A 17,447-nucleotide genomic window follows, 5' to 3' on the forward strand; every position below is an offset into this window, starting at 1 on the left:
GCTGAAATCGGCCGACGATGGTTACGAAAACGCACCGTCCGCGGCGAATTGGACGATTGAAGGGCGGGAGGGGGAAAGCCCGGCTTGATTTCGCGCCGCTTAGGCCGTCATCTCGCGAACGCACCGGCAAGCGATTCGAGTTGCACATGAATAGGCTCGCTCAGGCGATCATTCTTTCATGGGGGTGGCGCCGACGGGGCATCGCTTTTTCGGCCGGAGCGGTTTCGGCCCTCGCACAAGCGCCCTTCTTTCTGTTCCCACTCCTGTGGCTGACGCTGCCGGTTCTAGTCCTTCTTGTCGACGGCGCCGTGTCGTCGCGGTTTTCCGGCCGCACCGGCCGGTCGATGGCCGCTTTCGGGGCCGGATGGTGGTTTGGCTTCGGCTATTTTCTCGCCGGCCTCTGGTGGGTCGGATCGGCGTTCCTCGTCGAGGCTGACCAGTTCGGCTGGCTGATGCCCTTCGCCGTCGTGCTTTTGCCTGCGGGCCTTGCGATCCTCTGGGGCCTCGGGGTCGTGGCGGCGCGGCTCATCTGGTCGAGCAGCAGCTGGCGGATCTTCGCGCTCGCTTTCGGGCTCGGCAGCGCCGAATGGCTGCGCGGCCATCTCTTCACCGGTTTCCCGTGGAACGCCCTGGGTTATGCCCTGACGGCCGGCGAAGTGATGATGCAGTCGGCTTCGCTTGCCAACATCTATGCCTTGAGCTTTCTCGCCGTCGTCGTCTTCGCCGCGCCCGTCACGCTCCTGACCGGCGAACGACGCAAATACGTGGCACCCCTCCTCTCGGTGGCTGTGGTTCTGGCACTGGCGGGCTACGGGCTCGTGCGCCTCGGCTCTGCCTCCGATGCGAGCGTCCCAGGCATCAATCTGCGCATCGTCCAGCCGGCGGTCGACCAGGCCCAGAAATGGCTGCCGGAGAACCGGAACCGCGTCTTTCAGGATTATCTGACGCTGAGCGCCGAGCCGGGCAGCCATCCCCTCGACGGGCAGACGCTGGTGGTCTGGCCGGAAACGGCCCTGCCCTTCATCCTGACGGACGAGCCCGCGGCCCTTGCCGCCATCGGCAGGCTGCTGCCGCAGGGCGCCCATCTCGCCACCGGCGCCGCGCGGCTTGAAAACGAAGCGGACGGCAGTCGCCGGGTTTTCAACTCGATCTACCTCGTCGACAGCGACGGAACGATCGTTGGATCGTACGACAAGGTGCATCTAGTACCGTTTGGGGAGTACCTTCCGCTGCAGGATTTGCTCGATCGCATCGGGCTTCGGCAGCTGTCTCTGCTTGGCGGCGGCTTCTCGTCCGGGACACGCCGGCGAACTCTCACTCTGCCGTCGACGCCGCCCTTCGTTCCGCTGATTTGTTACGAAATTATCTTTCCTGGTGAGATTCTCGCCGACGACGGCGATCGCCCAGGTTTCTTTTTGAACGTCACCAACGACGCCTGGTTCGGGCACACTCCGGGGCCCTATCAGCATCTCCATCAGGCTCGCGTTCGCGCCGTGGAAGAGGGCATACCGGTCGTGAGAGCCGCCAATACCGGCATTTCGGCGATCATCGACGCGTATGGCCGCGTCCGGGTGAGCGCAGCGCTCGGTGCCAAGACGTTCATCACCGGCGGCCTTCCTGAAGCTGCTGAAATTCCCCTGGCTGCACGCTGGGGTGGCATATTTACGTTAATTCACTTGTTAATCTGTTTTTCAGCCGGATTTTTGGCTCTCAGCCGAGAAAACGCACCCGTACCATTGACTCAGACGGCCTCCCGGCAGAAACGGTGACCCTAGGTTACCAAGTGATCGGACGCCACGAACCGACCCAATCGCGGGCATGATCAGCCCAAGAAAAATTGGCCGTAGCGTGTAAGGAAAAACATGAACGATAAGCGGAAGCCGAAGTCGCCGGACGAAATCGACGCTCATATCGGCAGGCAGGTCCGGATGCGCCGCAAGATGGCCGGCCTGTCTCAAGAGAAGCTTGGCGAACAGCTCGGCGTCACGTTCCAGCAAATACAGAAATACGAAAAAGGTGCAAACCGCATCGCTGCGAGCCGACTCTTCCAGATCGCAGAGGTTCTCGGCAGTCCTCTGTCTTATTTCCTGCCCGACAACTCAGGAAATGGCAGCGAGGAAGGTTTCGCGGAGCGTCAGACTGCTTTCGTGATGGACTTCGTCTCAACGGCCGAAGGCGTAGAACTGAACCGTTCTTTCACGCACATCAAAAGCAGCAAGGTTCGCCGTCGCCTGATCGAGCTGGTTTCTGAGATCGCGCGCGACCAAAACAACGACGCGGGCCAGGAATAGCTTTCAGAGAACGCCGCAACCGGCGATCTGTGGCTCTTTCACCGATTTTTCTCATCAAAAGCCGCGTGGAGGTCGCTCACAACGTCTGAGCGGCCGCCCGGCCGATGCGATGAAGCTCGGCACCGTGACGGCGCAGCCATCCGCGGGCCTCTTCGTAGCCGGGATAGGCTTCGTCCACGAGGCGCCAGAAACGCGGCGAATGGTTCATTTCCCGCAGATGAGCGACTTCGTGGGCTGCGACATATTGCAGCACGCGCGGCGGCGCCAGAACAAGGCGCCAGGAAAACGACAGCGTTCCGGTCGATGAACAGGAGCCCCAGCGGCTCCTCGTGTCGCGCACGGCGATGCGCCGGTGCCGCACGCCGAGCGTCGTGCAATAGCGGGCGACAGCCGCGTCGAGATCGTGGCGCGCCTGGCGTTTCAGCCAATCGGAAAGTCGCCTCTCCAGGTGGCGCGGGTCACCCGGAACGATGACGACGCGTCCTTCGTCCGTGTCCGCCACCCGCACGAGCCCGCGAGATGGGCCCGTCTCGATGAGGCATTGTTCTCCCCGCAGCGAAAAGTACGCTCCCGGCGCAAACGGAGTTCCGCCCTCATGGGCCTGCATCCGTTCGGCGAGCCAGTCGCGGTGACCGGCCAGAAAGCGTTCGCCCGCCGAGAGCGGGACAAAGGCCGGCAGCGTCAGAAGTGGTTCGCCTGTCGCAGCGTCGAGCCGCAGGATCATACGCCGGGCCCGGCTGGAGCGGCGCACCTTCACGGCAAGCTCGCTCTCCTGAAAGGCAAGACGGCAGGTTTCGGGGGTTTTGCGGCGGGAGAATCGCATAGCGCGCACTATGCCTCGTCTACGGCCGTCGCCAAAGGCGTTGCTCGTTTCGCCCGCGCATCTCGGCCAAGGCGGCGGTCTCAGCGTTCAAGATCATCTTCGACCGCCCAAAACGACAAACGGGGCCCTGCGGGCCCCGCTGTATTCGCAATCCGTTCCTGAACTTTAGAACGCGCCCTGCGTTCCCTCGTCCGTGCGCCGGCGGTACTCGGCCATGAAGCGATCGAACTCTTCCTTGTCCTTCGCCCGCCGCAGTTCCTTCACGAAGGTCTCGAACTCGGCGCGCATGCCTTCGACCTTACGGCGCTCTTCCTCGATCCGCTCCAACTCACGGGCGCGGTACTCGTCGAAAGCGATATTGCCGGTGTCGCCGACACTGAATCCGGCCTGGCGCGTGATGCCGCCGAACTGGCTGCGGAATTGATTGCGCATGTCCTGTCCGAACCGGACCAATTCCTGGCCCCAGATCATCCAGGCCAGCATGGCAAGGCCGAGCGGCCAGAACAGAGCAAAACCGATCACCATCAGAAGAATGTTCAGCGGTGACCAGCGGCCCCGAGTCGAACAGGCCCGATTGGCAGTAACAGTTTGGTTCATCGAACTCCCCTCAAGCAGTGGATGAACTGGAGATGGGGAGCGCAAAATCGGGATTCAAGAAAAACCGGAAGCCCTTCGCCCCAAAGAGCTCTCGACCTCTCGCGACGGCGATCGCGGCACTTCGACCGGTCAGTGCATCGACGGCGGGGGTCCGGCCAACGGAAAACGTCCGATCAGTGCCGCGTCTCGACGGTCATGCCCATCATGCGCCGCGCCTGTGCGACCCAGCTCTCGAGCGCCTCGCCCGCATGAGGCGACATCTCCCCTTGCAAGGCCTCGATCGCCTCGCTCGTCATCTCGGCGAGCTGGCTCACCTGGAAGATGCCGAACTCGTTGAGGCTGTCGGCTGCGGCCGGTCCGAGACCGACGATCTCGTTCAGATCCGTCGCGACCGCCGGGAGGTTGTCGACGGCGAGCGCCGAGAAGCCCATCGCATCGGCAAAACGCGCGTGATAATCCTCGCGCGGATTGCTGCGCACGGCCTCCGCCGCCCCGTTCAAGGGCTTGGCGTCCTCCCGCGCGAAGCGGCGGATGAAATCTGCGATGACGGGCACGATCTCCTTGCGGAACCGGCTGCCGTTGAAGACGCCGTAATGGCCGACCTTCGGCTGCAGATGATGCTTCTTCATCTCCTCGGGCAGGCTGGAGCACAGGGACTGCGCCGCTTCCGTCTGGCCGACTCCCGAAATGTCGTCGCGCTCACCTTCCACCGTCAAAAGCGCCGTCTTTTTGATGAGCTCCGGGCGAACGAGGCGCCCGCGATGGCGCATCTCTCCGCGCGGGAGATCGTGGCGGATGAAGACGGTTTCCACCGTCTGCAGATAAAACTCCGCCGTCAGATCCATCACGGCGAGATATTCGTCATAGAAGTCGCGGTGCTTCTCGGCGCTGTCGCCGTCGCCGTCGACGAGGTGCTGAAAGAACTCGTGATGGGCGCTCACATGCCGGTCGAGATTCATGCTCATGAAACCCGAGAGCTGCAGGAAGCCCGGATAGACGGCCCGCATGAAGCCCGGATGCGGGAAAGGCACGTTCATGATGACGTGGCGCCGGAACCAGTCGACGCTCTTGCCGTCGGCAAACATGTTGACGGCGGTCGGATTGCGCCGCGTGTCGATCGGCCCGCCCATCAGCGTCATGGAGGCGGCCTGACAGGGGTCGTCGTCTTCCGCCATCACAGCGGCTGCGGCGAGGACCGGCACGGACGGCTGGCAAACCGCCATGACATGTGTTCCGGAGCCCAGATGATGCAGCATCTCGACGATGTAATCGACGAAATCGTCGAGATCGAAATGCCCCTTGGACAAGGGCACCATGCGCGCATCGGTCCAATCGGTGATGAAGACCTCATGGAAGGGCAGCATCGCTTCCACCGTTCCGCGCAGCAAAGTGGCGTAGTGACCGGACATCGGCGCGACGATCAGAAGTTTCGGATCGCGCGGGCGGTCAGACGGCAGGTCGCGCTTGAAATGAAGGAGATCGCAGAAGGGCTTCGACCACACCACGCGCTCTTCGATGGCAACGGTCTTGCCGTCGACCTCGACATCTTTCAGGCCGAACTCCGGCTTGCCGTAGCGCCGCGTCGTGCGCTCGAACAACTCCGCCGCGGCCGCGACCGACCGGCCGAACGGCGTCTCCGCGAACGGATTGAATGGATTCTGGAAGGCGAGCCGCGTCACATCGGCCATGGCCCGCCACGGCGCAAGCACGGCGTGATTGAGCTCGTAGAACTGATAGATGCCCACGTTTCCCGCCCTTTCTTTCACCTTGACGCCGGTGTCGGGGGCATTGCGGCGTCGCAGCATAGTCTTCTGCATCGCAGAATAGGCCGTTTAGTTTCAAAGGCAACTGCGGCACGCCAAAAGTCTTCAGGCGCGATGCTTGCGCGGACCTGTTATTCGCCAAGCTGAAGCAGGGCGCCCGACCGGCGAGCCGAGCGCAGAAACGCAGCAAAAGCAATGGATGCGGCGGCCAAATAAACAAGATTGAGGCCGCCGGCCCACAACATCTCGCCCACATCGAAGCGATTCTCCAAAATGAGAGCCCGCATGCCCTCGAAAACATGCGTCGGCGGAAGCGCGAGCGAAATCGGCTGCAGCCAGACGGGCAGAACCGTCACGGGGTAGTACACACAGGCGAGCGGAAGCAGGAGGAACGAGACGCTCCAAGCGAAACTCTCCGCACCGAGCCCGTTGCGCAGAACGATGCCGCAGGCGAGAAGCCCGATCGTCCAACTTGTCATGATGAGATTGGCGAAGAAGGCGGCGAGCGCCAGACCCAGCCCCCACAGATTGAAGCCGAAGAAGACGATCGCCATCACCGTGACCGGCACCAGCCCGATCAGGAGCCTGATGATGCTCATCACGCCGAGGGCGGCCAGAAGCTCGTACATCCTGAGCGGCGTCATCATCAGATTGCCGAGGTTGCGCGACCACATCTCCTCCAGGAAGGAGACCGAAAAGCCGATCTGGCCGCGAAACAGGATGTCCCACAAAAGGACGGAGCCAATGAAGGCCCCGCCAGCGAGCGCGGCAACAGAGGTCTTCTCGGCCAGATAAGTCTGCAAGAAGCCCCACATCAGCATCTGAACGGTCGGCCAGTAGACGAGGTCGACGAAGCGGGGCCAGGAGCCTCTGAGAAGATACCAATAGCGCAGAACGAGCGCGAAGATGCGGTTGAGGGAGGCAGAGAGCATCGTGTCGTCCTTGAGCGTTCCGGCGGCGAAGAGGCTCGCAAAGAGGCTGGGCGAAGCGGCCGCCCGGCAATCGTAGACCCGCCGCCGCAGCGCGAAAAGCCGGCAATAAACCGGAGAAAAACGCCGCTGACCGGGTCCCGACCCATCGCGTCGCCCCTTTCCTCGCGCCACCCCCTCCCGTCGGCGACCATCATTGCCTAAGGTCCTCGCTACCGAATTCAGTGAAGAGGAAGCCTCATGGTCTATGGCATCATCGGCGTCGGAGCGATCGCCCAGGCGATCGTGGAAGGCTTGTGCAGCGTCGACGTGGGCGCACCCGCAATCGTGCTGTCACCGCGCAATGCCGAGATTGCCGCCGATCTCGAACAGAGATACGCAAGCGTCACGGTTGCGGAGGACAATCAGGCCGTCATCGACCGCTGCTTGGTCGTGATCCTTGCCGTCAGGCCGCAGGATGCGGCGGCGGCACTCAAGGATCTCGTCTTTCCCAAAGAGCGCCCGGTCATCAGCCTGTTGGCCCGCACACCGCTTGCGCAGCTTTCTTCGCTCGTCGCGCCGGCCACAGAGATTGCGAGAGCCATCCCGCTGCCGCCCGTGCGCACACGCTCAGGCATCACGCCCGTCTTCCCGGCCGGCGGGGAAGCCAAAACCTTCTTCGATAGGCTCGGCAGCGCCGTCGAGCTGCCGAGCGAGGAAAGCTTTGAGGCTTTCGCGACGGCTTCTGCGACGGTCGCGGCGCATTTTGCCTATCTCGACACCATCGCCGGATGGCTCACTGCTCAGAACGTGCCGCAGGAGGCCGCATCGCAGTATATGGCGGCGGTCTTCGCCGGTGTGGCGGGCTCGCTCCACGAGGACAAGCCGGATTTTGAGCGCCTCGCCAAGGATCACGCGACGCCTGGGGGCATCAACGAAGCGTTTCTCACCGCCCTTACCTCGGCCGGGGTCTTCGACAAGGTGAGGGACGGGCTCGAGACGCTCGCCGCAAAGACTTCGCTTTCCTAGAGGTTTCAGACCGCTTCAGGCCGCCTCGCCCTGCCTGCGGCCGCGGGCGACATCGAGGAAGACGTCTTCCATGGTCTCGCGGCCATAGCGCGAGATAAGCTCGGACGGGGCCCCCTGATCGACGATCACGCCCCCCTTCATCATGACGACGTCATCGCAGAGACGCTCCACCTCGGGCATGTTGTGCGAGGCGAGGAGAATGGTGGCGCCGCGTTCGCGGCGATAACGCTCCAGATGGGTGCGCACCCAATCGGCGGTGTCGGGATCGAGCGAAGCGGTCGGCTCGTCGAGGAGGAGGACCTCGGGCCGATTGATCAGGGATTTTGCGAGCGCCACGCGGGTTTTCTGTCCGGCGGAAAGCTTACCCGACGGGCGGTCGAGAAAATCCCGAAGCGCCAGCTCGCCGGCGAGCTCGTCGATGCGCTCCTTGAGGTCAGCGACACCGTAGAGCCGCCCGAAGACCTTGAGGTTCTGCCGCACGGTGAGCCGCATCGGCATTTCCACATAGGGACTTTCGAAATTGATCCGGTGGAGAACCTGGTAGCGCTGGTGCGCCATGTCGGCACCCAGGATGCGGGCTTCCCCCGAGCTCGGCGTGATCAATCCCATCAGCATGGCGATCGTCGTCGTCTTGCCGGCGCCGTTGCCGCCGAGAAGGCCGGTGACGGAGGCGGCGGGCACCGAGAAGCTGATGCCGTCGACGGCGCTGACCGGGCCGTAGCGCTTGGCAAGGCGCGTCACCGCAATCGGACTGACACCCAGCTGTTGCATCCTCGTGGTCCTCACGCAGTGCTTCGCCGACGCCGGGCGCAGATCTTGCGGCCCCCGGTCGAACGGCTTTGAAAACGTCTCCTGAGATTACGGAGGGACGGCCGGTACTTCCAGCCTCAGTCGCGCGGCTCGCGGGTCACATCTTCGCCGAACCCGCCTTCGACGAGGGCAGCAAGCGCCTCAAGCGCGGCATCCGCATCCGGCCCGACGGCGGCGATATCGATGAAACAGCCGGGGGCTGCGGCGAGCGTCATCAAACCCATGATGGAGGTGCCGCCGACGCTTTGGCCGTCCTTGATCACCACCACCTCTGCATCGAAACAGCTTGCGAGCTTCACGAACTTCGCCGAAGCGCGTGCGTGAAGGCCCCGCTTGTTGCAGATGGTGAGGCGTCGCAAAGGCAGGCTCTCCAGAGCGATCGTGGTCATTTGGCGGACAAGATCCGGCTGGCAACGTTGATGTATTTCCTCCCGGCATCTTGCGCCGCGACCGTCGCCTCGTCGAGCTCCGCATCGCCGCGGATGCTCGCGAGCTTGATCAGCATCGGCAGGTTGACGCCGGCCACGACCTCGATGCGGCCAGGCTCCATCACCGAGATCGCAAGGTTCGAAGGGGTGCCACCGAACATATCGGTCAACAGGATCACGCCATCGCCGGCGTCGACCTCCTGCACTGCCTGAACGATGTCCTGGCGCCGATCCTCCATATCGTCGTCGGGACCGATGGAGATCGTCGCGCAGCCCTGCTGAGGCCCCACCACATGTTCCAAAGCAGCGCGAAATTCAGAAGCGAGCTGGCCGTGGGTGACGAGGACTAATCCGATCATACGGGGTTTGCCGATCCATTGTGCAAGGGTTGTCATCTTGGCCACAAAAATGCGTCACCTTGCAAGTCCCTCGCGCGGCCGAAGGGCTGCGGCAAGCGCTGTTCGCACGAGCAGCAGCGTCGCAGGGCTCCGTGCCGGAGCCGGTTGGCGTGGCAGGCGTATCCCGGCGATCTCCGTCGTGAGATCCTCGGCATCCGGCAGGCGTTCGAGAGCCGCCTCGGGGATGAGATCGATGACAAGGCGAATCACCGCTGCCTGTTCATGAGGCAGGTGCACGAGCCCGCGGCCCCGCAGCTCTATCAACCCCTCGGTCGCTGCGGGCGGGGTGGCGACGAGGCGGCCATGGCAGGCCGTCAGATCGCAGTAATCATCGGCAACGAGGCGGCCATCCTCCGCAAGGATCGACCAGGCGAGCATGGATTTGCCGCTTCCCGACGCGCCGCGAATGAGAATGCCGGCCCCTTGCCAGAGAACACAGCTTGCGTGCAGCCGCAGCGACATGGCCCCCTCAATCGGCTGCCGGCAGGACGACCGTGAAGCGCGCACCCGCAACGGAGCCGTCCCGGTTGCGCCTGTTTTCCGCAGTGATCGTGCCGCGGTGCGCGACCACGATCTGCCGCGAAATCGCGAGACCGAGACCAGAATTGTTGCCGAAAGCCTCCTTCTCGGGGCGGTCGGTGTAAAAGCGTTCAAAAATGCGCTCGAAATTGTCTTCCGGGATGCCGCGGCCGTCATCATCGACCACGACCACGATCCGCCCGGGCAAGCGCTCGGCCACAACCCGCACCACGCCGTCGTCGGGGGAGAAGGACAGCGCGTTGTCGATCAGATTGTTGAACACCTGACCAAGGCGGCTGTCATGGCCGAGGACGTAGAAGGCGTCCTTGCCGAACTTTCCGGACTTGAGGCTGAGGGTGAGCTGGCTCGGATCGGTCGTGCGCACCTCGCGCGCGACACTCACCACCGCCTCGAGAAGGCGGGCGATATCGACCGGCTCCGTGTCCTCGCGCGCCAGTTCGGCATCGAGGCGGGAGGCATCGGAGATGTCGCTGATCAGGCGATCGAGGCGGCGCACATCGTGCTTGATGACATCGAGAAGCCGCTCGCGGTTCTCCTCGCTTCGCGCGATGGGGAGGGTCTCGACGGCACTTCGGAGCGAAGTCAGCGGGTTCTTCAGTTCATGCGCGACATCGGCAGCAAAGCGTTCGATCGCGTCCATACGGCTGTAGAGCGCGTTGGTCATGTCGCGCAATGAACGCGCCAGATGGCCGATCTCGTCCTTGCGCTCGCCGAAATCGGGGATCTGCATGCGCGAGCGCACGCCACGGCCGACCCGTTCCGCGGCCTGAGAGAGGCGGCTGATGGGGCCCGCGATCGTGCTCGCCAGCAGGATCGACAACAGGACGGTCGAACTCGCAGCGACCAGGAAGACGCGGAAGATGCCCATGCGTTCGGCATGGACGATCGCATCGATGTCGCCCGATTCGGTCGACAAAAGCAGCGCGCCGAGGACGGCCCGGAAGCGCTGCACGGGCACCGCGACCGAAACGATCAGGCCGCCGTCTTCTCCGACGCGCACGACAGACCCCGCCTGGCCTGAAAGGGCGTTGACCACTTCGGGATAGGCCCGGCCGTCGCCGGCACCGACCTCGTGATACTTCGGCAGATCGCCGCGCCGCAGCCAGAGTCGGAGCTTGTCCCAGGACTTTTCCCACCACGATCGGGTTTCTTCCGGTGCCGGCAGATCGAAGCGCAGGATCTGACCGCGCGTGTAAAGCCCCTTGGAATCGACGATCAGGTTGCCCTCCTGATCGTAGAGACGGCCGCGAATGCGCGTCGGCGTCATCAGCCGCTTCAACAGGGGAGCGACGCGTTCCGGGTTGATCGGAAAATCGGCCGAGGTCTCGCCGACATCGAAAGATGAGACGCTTTCGCCCGCCTGCAATTCCAGGAGCTTGTCGGGATCGATGGTGATCGCGTCGGTTTCGACGGTCGCCTGCGCGGCGATCGCCGCGGCAATGATCTCCCCCTGCGTTCTCAGGCTTTCGACGCGGGCATCGATCAGGCCGGCGCGAAACTGGTTGAGGTAGAGAACCGCAAGGACGAGCGCGATGAGGCCGGCGAGGTTGAGGGTGACGATGCGGCGGCTGACGCTCGAAAAGCTCGCCTGGGCAAGAATCGACAGGCCTCTGGCGAACGGCAAGACCAGGAGCCGTCGCCAACGCCGACGCGCCCGCAGCGCTTCATTTTGCCGCGGGTTCTCTTCGCGCCTGTGCGTCTCGCCTGGATGCGTCTCAGCCACCATGGGCTAAAGCGCTCTCATGTCTCGCGGAAGCGATATCCGACACCGTAGAGGGTCTCGATCATGTTGAACTCGTCATCGACGGCCTTGAACTTCTTGCGGAGCCGCTTGATGTGGCTGTCGATGGTGCGGTCATCCACATAGACCTGATCGTCATAGGCCGCATCCATCAGCGCATTGCGGCTTTTGACCACGCCCGGGCGCTGGGCCAGCGCAAAAAGAATCAGGAATTCGGTGACGGTCAGGGTCACATTCTCGTTATTCCACGTGCAGGTGTGGCGTTCCTGATCCATGACAAGGGCGCCGCGCTCCAATGTCTTCGAGCTGTCGCCGGTGCGTGTAGGGCCCATTTCCTTCGGCTGGACCCGGCGCAGGACGGCGCGCACCCGTTCAACCAGAAGACGCTGCGAGAACGGTTTCTTGATGAAATCGTCGGCCCCCATCTTGAGGCCGAAGAGCTCGTCGATCTCTTCGTCCTTCGAGGTCAGAAAGATCACCGGGAGGTCGGTCTTCTGTCGCAGTTTGCGCAGGAGCTCCATGCCGTCCATGCGCGGCATCTTGATATCGAGGATGGCAAGGTCCGGCGGAGCCTGCGTCAGCCCGTCCAGCGCGGAGGCGCCGTCGTTGAATGTGGTGACGCGATAGCCTTCCGATTCCAGCGTCATCGCCACGGAAGTCAGGATGTTGCGATCGTCATCCACGAGTGCGATGGTCGCCATGGGGTGATGCTCCTACCGGTGGTTTGCGGCGCCAAAGACTGCGCCTGCGCCGCTCTTGTGACAGAATGCGAACGAATTGTGGCAGGTTGCACAAAAAATGCCGTTGCGGAACATGAGAAATCTGTAAGGTTCCGTAACTTAAAAGATGCCTGCCGTCGCAGGGACACAACTGCGAATTAGGGATCAGAGTTGCAAATGTCGCTCTTGCGACTGCGCATAGCACCCGTCTATGCAGAAACAGGGGTAGCCGGCTCCGGGGGGATGTCCGGCTCAAAAACATATAGGAGTGAATGGTGGAGGAGAGTGGCAAGCGCAACCCCGCATGCGGGGTCGAAGCTGTTGGGCTTGATAGGGTCAAAAGGGTTTTCTGGAATCTTCCGCAGGCGGAGCTTGCCGAGCACGCCATCCGGCGGGGCGAAGCCCGCTTTTCTTCAGACGGCGCGGTCGTCGCCACGACCGGCAAGCACACCGGTCGGTCGCCGAAAGACAAGTTCATCGTCCGCGACGAAAAGACGGAAAACACCATCTGGTGGGGCGGCAATGGCGCCATGGAGCCGGAGGCTTTCGAGCGTCTTCGCGAGGACTTTCTCGCCCATGCCGACGGCATGACGCTCTATGCGCAGGACATGTGCGGTGGGGCCGATCCGGTTCATCGCCTCAATGTTCGCGTCTACACCGAGCTCGCCTGGCATTCGCTGTTCATTCACAACCTTTTGCGCGTACCGGACGCAGAGGCCCGCGCCTCCTTCCTGCCGGAGTTCACGGTCATCGATCTGCCGAGCTTCAAGGCGGATCCCGAGCGGCATGGCTGCCGCACCGAAACCGTGATCGCGGTCAACTTCTCGAAGAAACTCATCCTCATCGGCGGGTCCGCCTATGCCGGCGAGATCAAGAAGTCGGTCTTCACGCTTCTCAACTATCTCCTGCCGGAGAAGGGCGTGATGCCGATGCATTGCTCGGCCAACGAGGCGGACAATGGCGACGTCGCCATCTTCTTCGGCCTGTCGGGCACCGGCAAGACAACCCTGTCGGCCGATCCTGAGCGCACGCTCATCGGCGACGACGAGCATGGCTGGAGCGAGAACGGCGTCTTCAATTTCGAGGGCGGCTGCTACGCCAAGACGATCCGGCTTTCCGCGGAGCAGGAACCGGAGATCTACGCCGCGTCCACCCGCTTCGGCACGGTTCTGGAAAACGTCGTCCTCGACGAGGACACGCGCAAACCAGACTTCGACGACGGGTCGCTGACGGAAAACACCCGCTCCGCCTATCCGCTCGACTATATCGCCAATGCAAGCGAGACGGGCATGGGTGGCCAGCCCAACCACATCGTCATGCTGACCTGCGACGCGTTCGGCGTTCTGCCGCCGATCTCCAAGCTCTCGGCCGAGCAGGCGATGGTGCATTTCCTGTCGGGCTATACCGCCAAGGTGGCGGGCACCGAGCGGGGCGTGACGGAGCCGGAGGCGACCTTTTCGACGTGCTTCGGCGCGCCGTTCATGCCGCGCCTTCCCGCCGTCTATGGCGATCTTCTGCGCGAGCACATCAACAAGCACGCCGTCACCTGCTGGCTGGTCAACACCGGCTGGAGCGGTGGCCCCTACGGCGTCGGCAAGCGCATGCCGCTGAAGCTGACGCGGCGGCTGCTGGAAGCCGCGCTCGAGGGCACGCTGGAGAAGGCGCCGATGGAGAAGGAGCCGGTCTTCGGCCTCGAGATCCCGACCGAGCTCGAAGGCGTCGATGGCAAGGTTCTGCATCCGCGAGAGACCTGGAGCGACAAGGCCGCCTACGACCGTCAGGCCGAAAAGCTCCTGGAGATGTTCTCTGAGAACTTCAAGCAGTTCGCCGACGACGTCGATGCGGAGGTTCTGGCGGCCGCTCCGCGTCTGAAAGCCGCCGCCGAATAGGCGACGCCGTCATTTTTGTTGTCACGGCCGGCGTATCGCAAAGGTGCGCCGGCCGTTTTGTATCCGGCTTCGGGACCCGTCCAACTGATTCCGGGTGCCGGTTCATCGTTTCGGTCTCACCTGCGACTTAGCGAGGCTTCATGGGCAAAGAGCAGCCAAAGGGCGCCGTCGCCTGCGGCCATCGTGAGACGGCGGCCGCCGCTGTCGCCATTCTGTGCGAGGGCGGCAATGCCGTGGATGCCTGCATCGGGGCGCTGCTGACCGCCTGCGTCACCGAACCGATCCTTGCCGCGCCGGGTGGGGGCGGCTTCCTCATGGCCTATGACGGCGCGCAGCCACATCTCTTCGACTTCTTCTGCGACGCGCCCCTCGCTTTGCCGCCCGACGGAGACATCGATTTTTTCGAGATCCATGCCGATTTCGGAGAAACCACCCAATCCTTCCATATCGGTGCGGGCGCGGCGGCAACGCCCGGTTTTCTTGCCGGGATCGCGGCCGCCTCGGAAAAGCTCGGCCGCCTGCCGCTCAGCGATCTCGTGGAGCCGGCGATCGCGGTCGCCCGCAAAGGCGTGACGATCGAGCCGTTGCAGGCGCGCATGTTCGAGATCGTCGAACCGATCATCACGGCGGATAAAGACGTGCGCCGGCTTTTTGCCCCCTCGGGGCGCCTTTTGCGGACCGGCGACGTCTTCCGCAACGAGGCGCTCGGCGAGGCCTTCCAGGAAGTCGGAGCCGGGCGCCTTGCCACGCTCGAGGCGGCGATGATCGAGCAGTGCACCACGCATGGAGGCCTGCTCGAAACCGCGGATTTCCGCCGCTACCAGGTGCAGGAGCGCGATCCGCTTGCCCTTTCGCTCGGCGAAACGACGCTCTTCCTCAATCCACCCCCGTCGCTCGGAGGCAGTCTTTCGGCGATCGCGCTCCAGGCGCTTGTCCGGCAGGCCCGAAGCGACGCGCCCGCCAGGCTGACAGCTCTCAGGGAGATGGAGAAAGCGCGTCTTTCCGGAAATTTCGACGCCCTCCTTGCCGACCGGGACGACGATGGTCCGGCAAGCCGCGTCGTCAGCCGCGGCACGACGCATGTCAGCGTCGTCGACCGCGCCGGCATGGCGGCCGCCGCGACCGTCTCCAACGGCGAGGGCAACGGCCGGATGGTGCCGGGAATGGGCTTCATGCTCAACAACATGCTGGGCGAGGAGGATCTCAATCCGAAGGGCTTCCACGCCTGCGAGGCGGGAATGCGCCTTTCCTCCATGATGGCGCCGACGCTGGCGCTCGGCCCGGATGGCGAGATCACCGCCTTCGGCACGGGAGGATCCTCGCGCATCCGCACGGCAATCTTCAACGTCGCGGCCAACCTCTTTCTGGAACATGCGGATGCGGACACGGCCGTGTCGGCGCCGCGCCTGCATTTCGAGAACGGGCAGCTCGACGTGGAGGCGGCCGGCGAGCGCGCCGATCTCGCACGGCTCAGAGACATCGAGCCGGAGCTCAGGGCCTGGCGCGAGCGCTCGCTTTATTTCGGCGGCGTGCATGTCGCCGAAAACGACGGAAAAGGCCGCTTTTCCGGTGCCGGCGACGCACGTCGCGGCGGCGTCTTCGCTTGCGCCTGAGGCGCTAGATTTTTCGGAAGGTCAAATAGGCGGGCCGGCGCCCTTCTCGCAACGCCTTTGCCTCGTAGCGCGTGCCGGGCCAGCCGGGATAGGGCTCGCGCCAGTCCGCCACCGTCTCCGCCGGCCATGCGAAGCCGCCATGGCGCAGGACGCGGATCATCGTCCAATCGACGTAAGAAGGGATGTCGCTTGCAAAGCGAAAAATCCCGCCCGGACACAGCACACGATGAATGCGCGCAAGGTTTTCGGCATTGACGAAGCGGCGCTTCCAATGCCGTCGCTTCGGCCAGGGGTCGGGATAGAAAAGATCGACGCGCGACAGGCTCGTCGGCGGCAGCCAATCGAGGAGGTTGGCCGCATCGCCGTCATAAAGGCGGATGTTCGCCAGCTCTTCGCCTTCGATCGCGGCGACGGCCTTCGCCATGCCGTTCACGAAAGGCTCGACACCGAAAAAGCCGGAGGACGGCGCTTTCTGCGCTTCGTGGATCAGATGCTCGCCCCCGCCGAAGCCGATCTCCAGACGCAGATCCTCGACGTCAGCCGCAAAAAGCCCCGACAGAGTATCGGGCGCCGGCTCGCTCAGATCGAGCGCAAGCTGCGGCAGGAGGCGCTCCATGAGCGCCTCGCGATGGGCGGTGAGCTTCTTGCCCTTGCGGCGGCCGTGAAGCGAGCTTGTGGTCGGCCGGTCCGCGGCCGACCCATTCTCAGAGCGCGTCGCGGATGCTGTCGGCGAGATCGGTCTTTTCCCAAGAGAAGCCGCCATCGGCCTCCGGCGGCCGGCCGAAATGACCATAGGCAGCCGTGCGGGCATAGATGGGGCGGTTGAGCTGCAGGTGCTGGCGGATGCCGCGTGGCGAGAGATCCATCACCTTGTTGATCGCACGTTCGATGTCGGAGGCACGCACGTTCTTCGCCGTCTCGTGCGTATCGACATAGATCGACAAGGGCTTGGCGACGCCGATCGCATAGGAGAGCTGGATGGTGCAGCGTTCCGCGAGATCGGCCGCAACGATGTTCTTGGCGAGGTAACGGGCCGCATAAGCGGCCGAGCGATCGACCTTGGTCGGATCCTTGCCGGAGAAGGCACCGCCGCCATGGGGAGCCGCACCGCCATAGGTGTCGACGATGATCTTGCGTCCGGTCAGGCCGCAATCGCCGTCCGGGCCGCCCACTTCGAACTTGCCGGTCGGATTGACGTGCCAGGTGGTCTCGTCGTTGATCCAGCCTTCCGGCAGCGCCTTATAGACGAAGGGCTCGACGATCTTGCGCACGTCCGCGGAGGTCAGGCCTTTGGCATGCTGCGTCGACACCACGATCGAATGCACGCCGACCGGCACACCGTTTTCATAGCGCACCGTCACCTGCGATTTGGAATCCGGCATCAGCTCCGGCGCACGGCCGGCGTGACGCGCTTCCGCCATCAGGTGGAGGATCTTGTGCGCATAAAGGATCGGCGCCGGCATGAGCTCCGGCGTCTCGCGGCAGGCGAAGCCGAACATGATGCCCTGGTCGCCAGCGCCTTCTTCCTTCGCCTCGCCCGCATCGACGCCCTGGGCGATGTCGGGAGATTGTTCATGAAGGAGCACATCGACCTGGCAAGTCTGCCAGTGGAACCCTTCCTGCTGATAGCCGATGTCGCGGATCGCCTCGCGGGCACATTGCTCGACAACAGCCGCATCGACCTCGGGCGAGCCACGCACTTCACCGGCGATCAGGACACGGTTGGTCGTCGCCAGCGTCTCGCAGGCCACGCGAGCTTCGGGAAACTTTGCCAGATGGGCATCGACCACGCAGTCCGAAATACGGTCGCACACCTTGTCGGGATGGCCCTCAGACACCGACTCGCTGGTAAACAGGAAATGTTCTCGGGGCACGCACACGCCTCCTTTGAATATGGG

17 protein-coding genes are annotated in these 17,447 nt (G+C 63.6%); 5 read left to right on the forward strand and 12 right to left on the reverse strand.

The features are described from left to right. Positions 1 to 146 precede the first annotated feature (146 nt). Positions 147 to 1,769 (forward strand): apolipoprotein N-acyltransferase, encoded by a 1,623-nt coding sequence (gene lnt / locus ACK8CP_RS14785; protein ID WP_414832329.1) that lies wholly within the window; start codon positions 147 to 149, stop codon positions 1,767 to 1,769. Positions 1,770 to 1,862: 93 nt separating this feature from the next. Beyond that, positions 1,863 to 2,291 (forward strand): helix-turn-helix domain-containing protein, encoded by a 429-nt coding sequence (locus tag ACK8CP_RS14790; RefSeq protein WP_234629938.1) that lies wholly within the window; start codon positions 1,863 to 1,865, stop codon positions 2,289 to 2,291. A 76-nt stretch (positions 2,292 to 2,367) separates the two neighbouring features. On the opposite strand, the gene ACK8CP_RS14795 is transcribed toward ACK8CP_RS14790, so the two are convergent. The 4 genes from ACK8CP_RS14795 to ACK8CP_RS14810 form a co-directional block, all read right to left on the reverse strand. Next, entirely contained in the window at positions 2,368 to 3,114 is a 747-nt protein-coding gene (locus ACK8CP_RS14795; protein WP_414832330.1) for a M48 family metallopeptidase, read from the reverse strand. A 165-nt stretch (positions 3,115 to 3,279) separates the two neighbouring features. Then, positions 3,280 to 3,711 carry a DUF2852 domain-containing protein gene (locus tag ACK8CP_RS14800; RefSeq protein WP_414832331.1) on the reverse strand — a complete coding sequence of 144 codons (432 nt, stop codon included), beginning with the start codon at positions 3,709 to 3,711 and terminating at the stop codon, positions 3,280 to 3,282. A 173-nt stretch (positions 3,712 to 3,884) separates the two neighbouring features. Further along, positions 3,885 to 5,516 carry a polyhydroxyalkanoate depolymerase gene (phaZ, locus tag ACK8CP_RS14805; protein WP_414832332.1) on the reverse strand — a complete coding sequence of 544 codons (1,632 nt, stop codon included), beginning with the start codon at positions 5,514 to 5,516 and terminating at the stop codon, positions 3,885 to 3,887. Between the two features lie 89 nt (positions 5,517 to 5,605). Further along, positions 5,606 to 6,406: an ABC transporter permease gene (locus ACK8CP_RS14810; RefSeq protein ID WP_414832333.1), complete on the reverse strand. Its 801-nt coding sequence runs from the start codon at positions 6,404 to 6,406 to the stop codon at positions 5,606 to 5,608. Positions 6,407 to 6,643: 237 nt separating this feature from the next. On the opposite strand from ACK8CP_RS14810, the gene ACK8CP_RS14815 reads away from it, so the two are divergent. After that, positions 6,644 to 7,411 carry an NAD(P)-binding domain-containing protein gene (locus ACK8CP_RS14815; protein ID WP_414832334.1) on the forward strand — a complete coding sequence of 256 codons (768 nt, stop codon included), beginning with the start codon at positions 6,644 to 6,646 and terminating at the stop codon, positions 7,409 to 7,411. 15 nt (positions 7,412 to 7,426) lie between these two features. Here the strand turns inward: ACK8CP_RS14815 and ACK8CP_RS14820 are convergent, their stop codons facing one another. The 6 genes from ACK8CP_RS14820 to ACK8CP_RS14845 form a co-directional block, all read right to left on the reverse strand. Next, the gene (locus ACK8CP_RS14820) at positions 7,427 to 8,182 is read right to left on the reverse strand and encodes an ABC transporter ATP-binding protein (protein WP_128290367.1); all 756 of its coding nucleotides are present in this window, start codon (positions 8,180 to 8,182) and stop codon (positions 7,427 to 7,429) included. Positions 8,183 to 8,298: 116 nt separating this feature from the next. Continuing rightward, positions 8,299 to 8,610: an HPr family phosphocarrier protein gene (locus tag ACK8CP_RS14825; RefSeq protein ID WP_128290368.1), complete on the reverse strand. Its 312-nt coding sequence runs from the start codon at positions 8,608 to 8,610 to the stop codon at positions 8,299 to 8,301. Then, complete coding sequence (locus ACK8CP_RS14830) at positions 8,607 to 9,008, reverse strand: PTS sugar transporter subunit IIA (protein ID WP_092811793.1); 402 nt, start codon at positions 9,006 to 9,008, stop codon at positions 8,607 to 8,609. The genes ACK8CP_RS14825 and ACK8CP_RS14830 overlap by 4 nt, the downstream gene beginning before the upstream one ends. A 54-nt stretch (positions 9,009 to 9,062) precedes the next feature. Further along, a complete protein-coding gene (locus tag ACK8CP_RS14835) occupies positions 9,063 to 9,509 on the reverse strand; it encodes an HPr kinase/phosphorylase (protein WP_414832335.1) in 447 nt (148 codons plus the stop codon). A 7-nt stretch (positions 9,510 to 9,516) separates the two neighbouring features. After that, positions 9,517 to 11,313, reverse strand: a complete 1,797-nt coding sequence (locus ACK8CP_RS14840) for a stimulus-sensing domain-containing protein (RefSeq protein ID WP_414832336.1) — start codon at positions 11,311 to 11,313, stop codon at positions 9,517 to 9,519. A gap of 14 nt (positions 11,314 to 11,327) precedes the next feature. Beyond that, a complete protein-coding gene (locus tag ACK8CP_RS14845; protein ID WP_414832337.1) occupies positions 11,328 to 12,029 on the reverse strand; it encodes a response regulator transcription factor in 702 nt (233 codons plus the stop codon). A 293-nt stretch (positions 12,030 to 12,322) separates the two neighbouring features. Here ACK8CP_RS14845 and ACK8CP_RS14850 point away from each other — a divergent pair, with 293 nt between their 5' ends. Next, the gene (locus ACK8CP_RS14850) at positions 12,323 to 13,936 is read left to right on the forward strand and encodes a phosphoenolpyruvate carboxykinase (RefSeq protein WP_414834276.1); all 1,614 of its coding nucleotides are present in this window, start codon (positions 12,323 to 12,325) and stop codon (positions 13,934 to 13,936) included. Positions 13,937 to 14,076: 140 nt separating this feature from the next. Beyond that, positions 14,077 to 15,549, forward strand: coding sequence for a gamma-glutamyltransferase (locus ACK8CP_RS14855; RefSeq protein WP_414832338.1), 1,473 nt, complete (start codon positions 14,077 to 14,079; stop codon positions 15,547 to 15,549). Positions 15,550 to 15,553: 4 nt separating this feature from the next. Here ACK8CP_RS14855 and trmB read toward each other — a convergent pair whose 3' ends face one another. Then, complete coding sequence (trmB, locus tag ACK8CP_RS14860; protein WP_414832339.1) at positions 15,554 to 16,165, reverse strand: tRNA (guanine(46)-N(7))-methyltransferase TrmB; 612 nt, start codon at positions 16,163 to 16,165, stop codon at positions 15,554 to 15,556. Positions 16,166 to 16,253: 88 nt separating this feature from the next. After that, entirely contained in the window at positions 16,254 to 17,423 is a 1,170-nt protein-coding gene (metK, locus tag ACK8CP_RS14865; RefSeq protein WP_414832340.1) for a methionine adenosyltransferase, read from the reverse strand. Positions 17,424 to 17,447: the final 24 nt, after the last annotated feature.

This window comes from Afifella sp. YEN Y35, assembly GCF_047553465.1.
In the GTDB taxonomy this organism is placed as follows: domain Bacteria; phylum Pseudomonadota; class Alphaproteobacteria; order Rhizobiales; family Afifellaceae; genus Afifella; species Afifella aestuarii.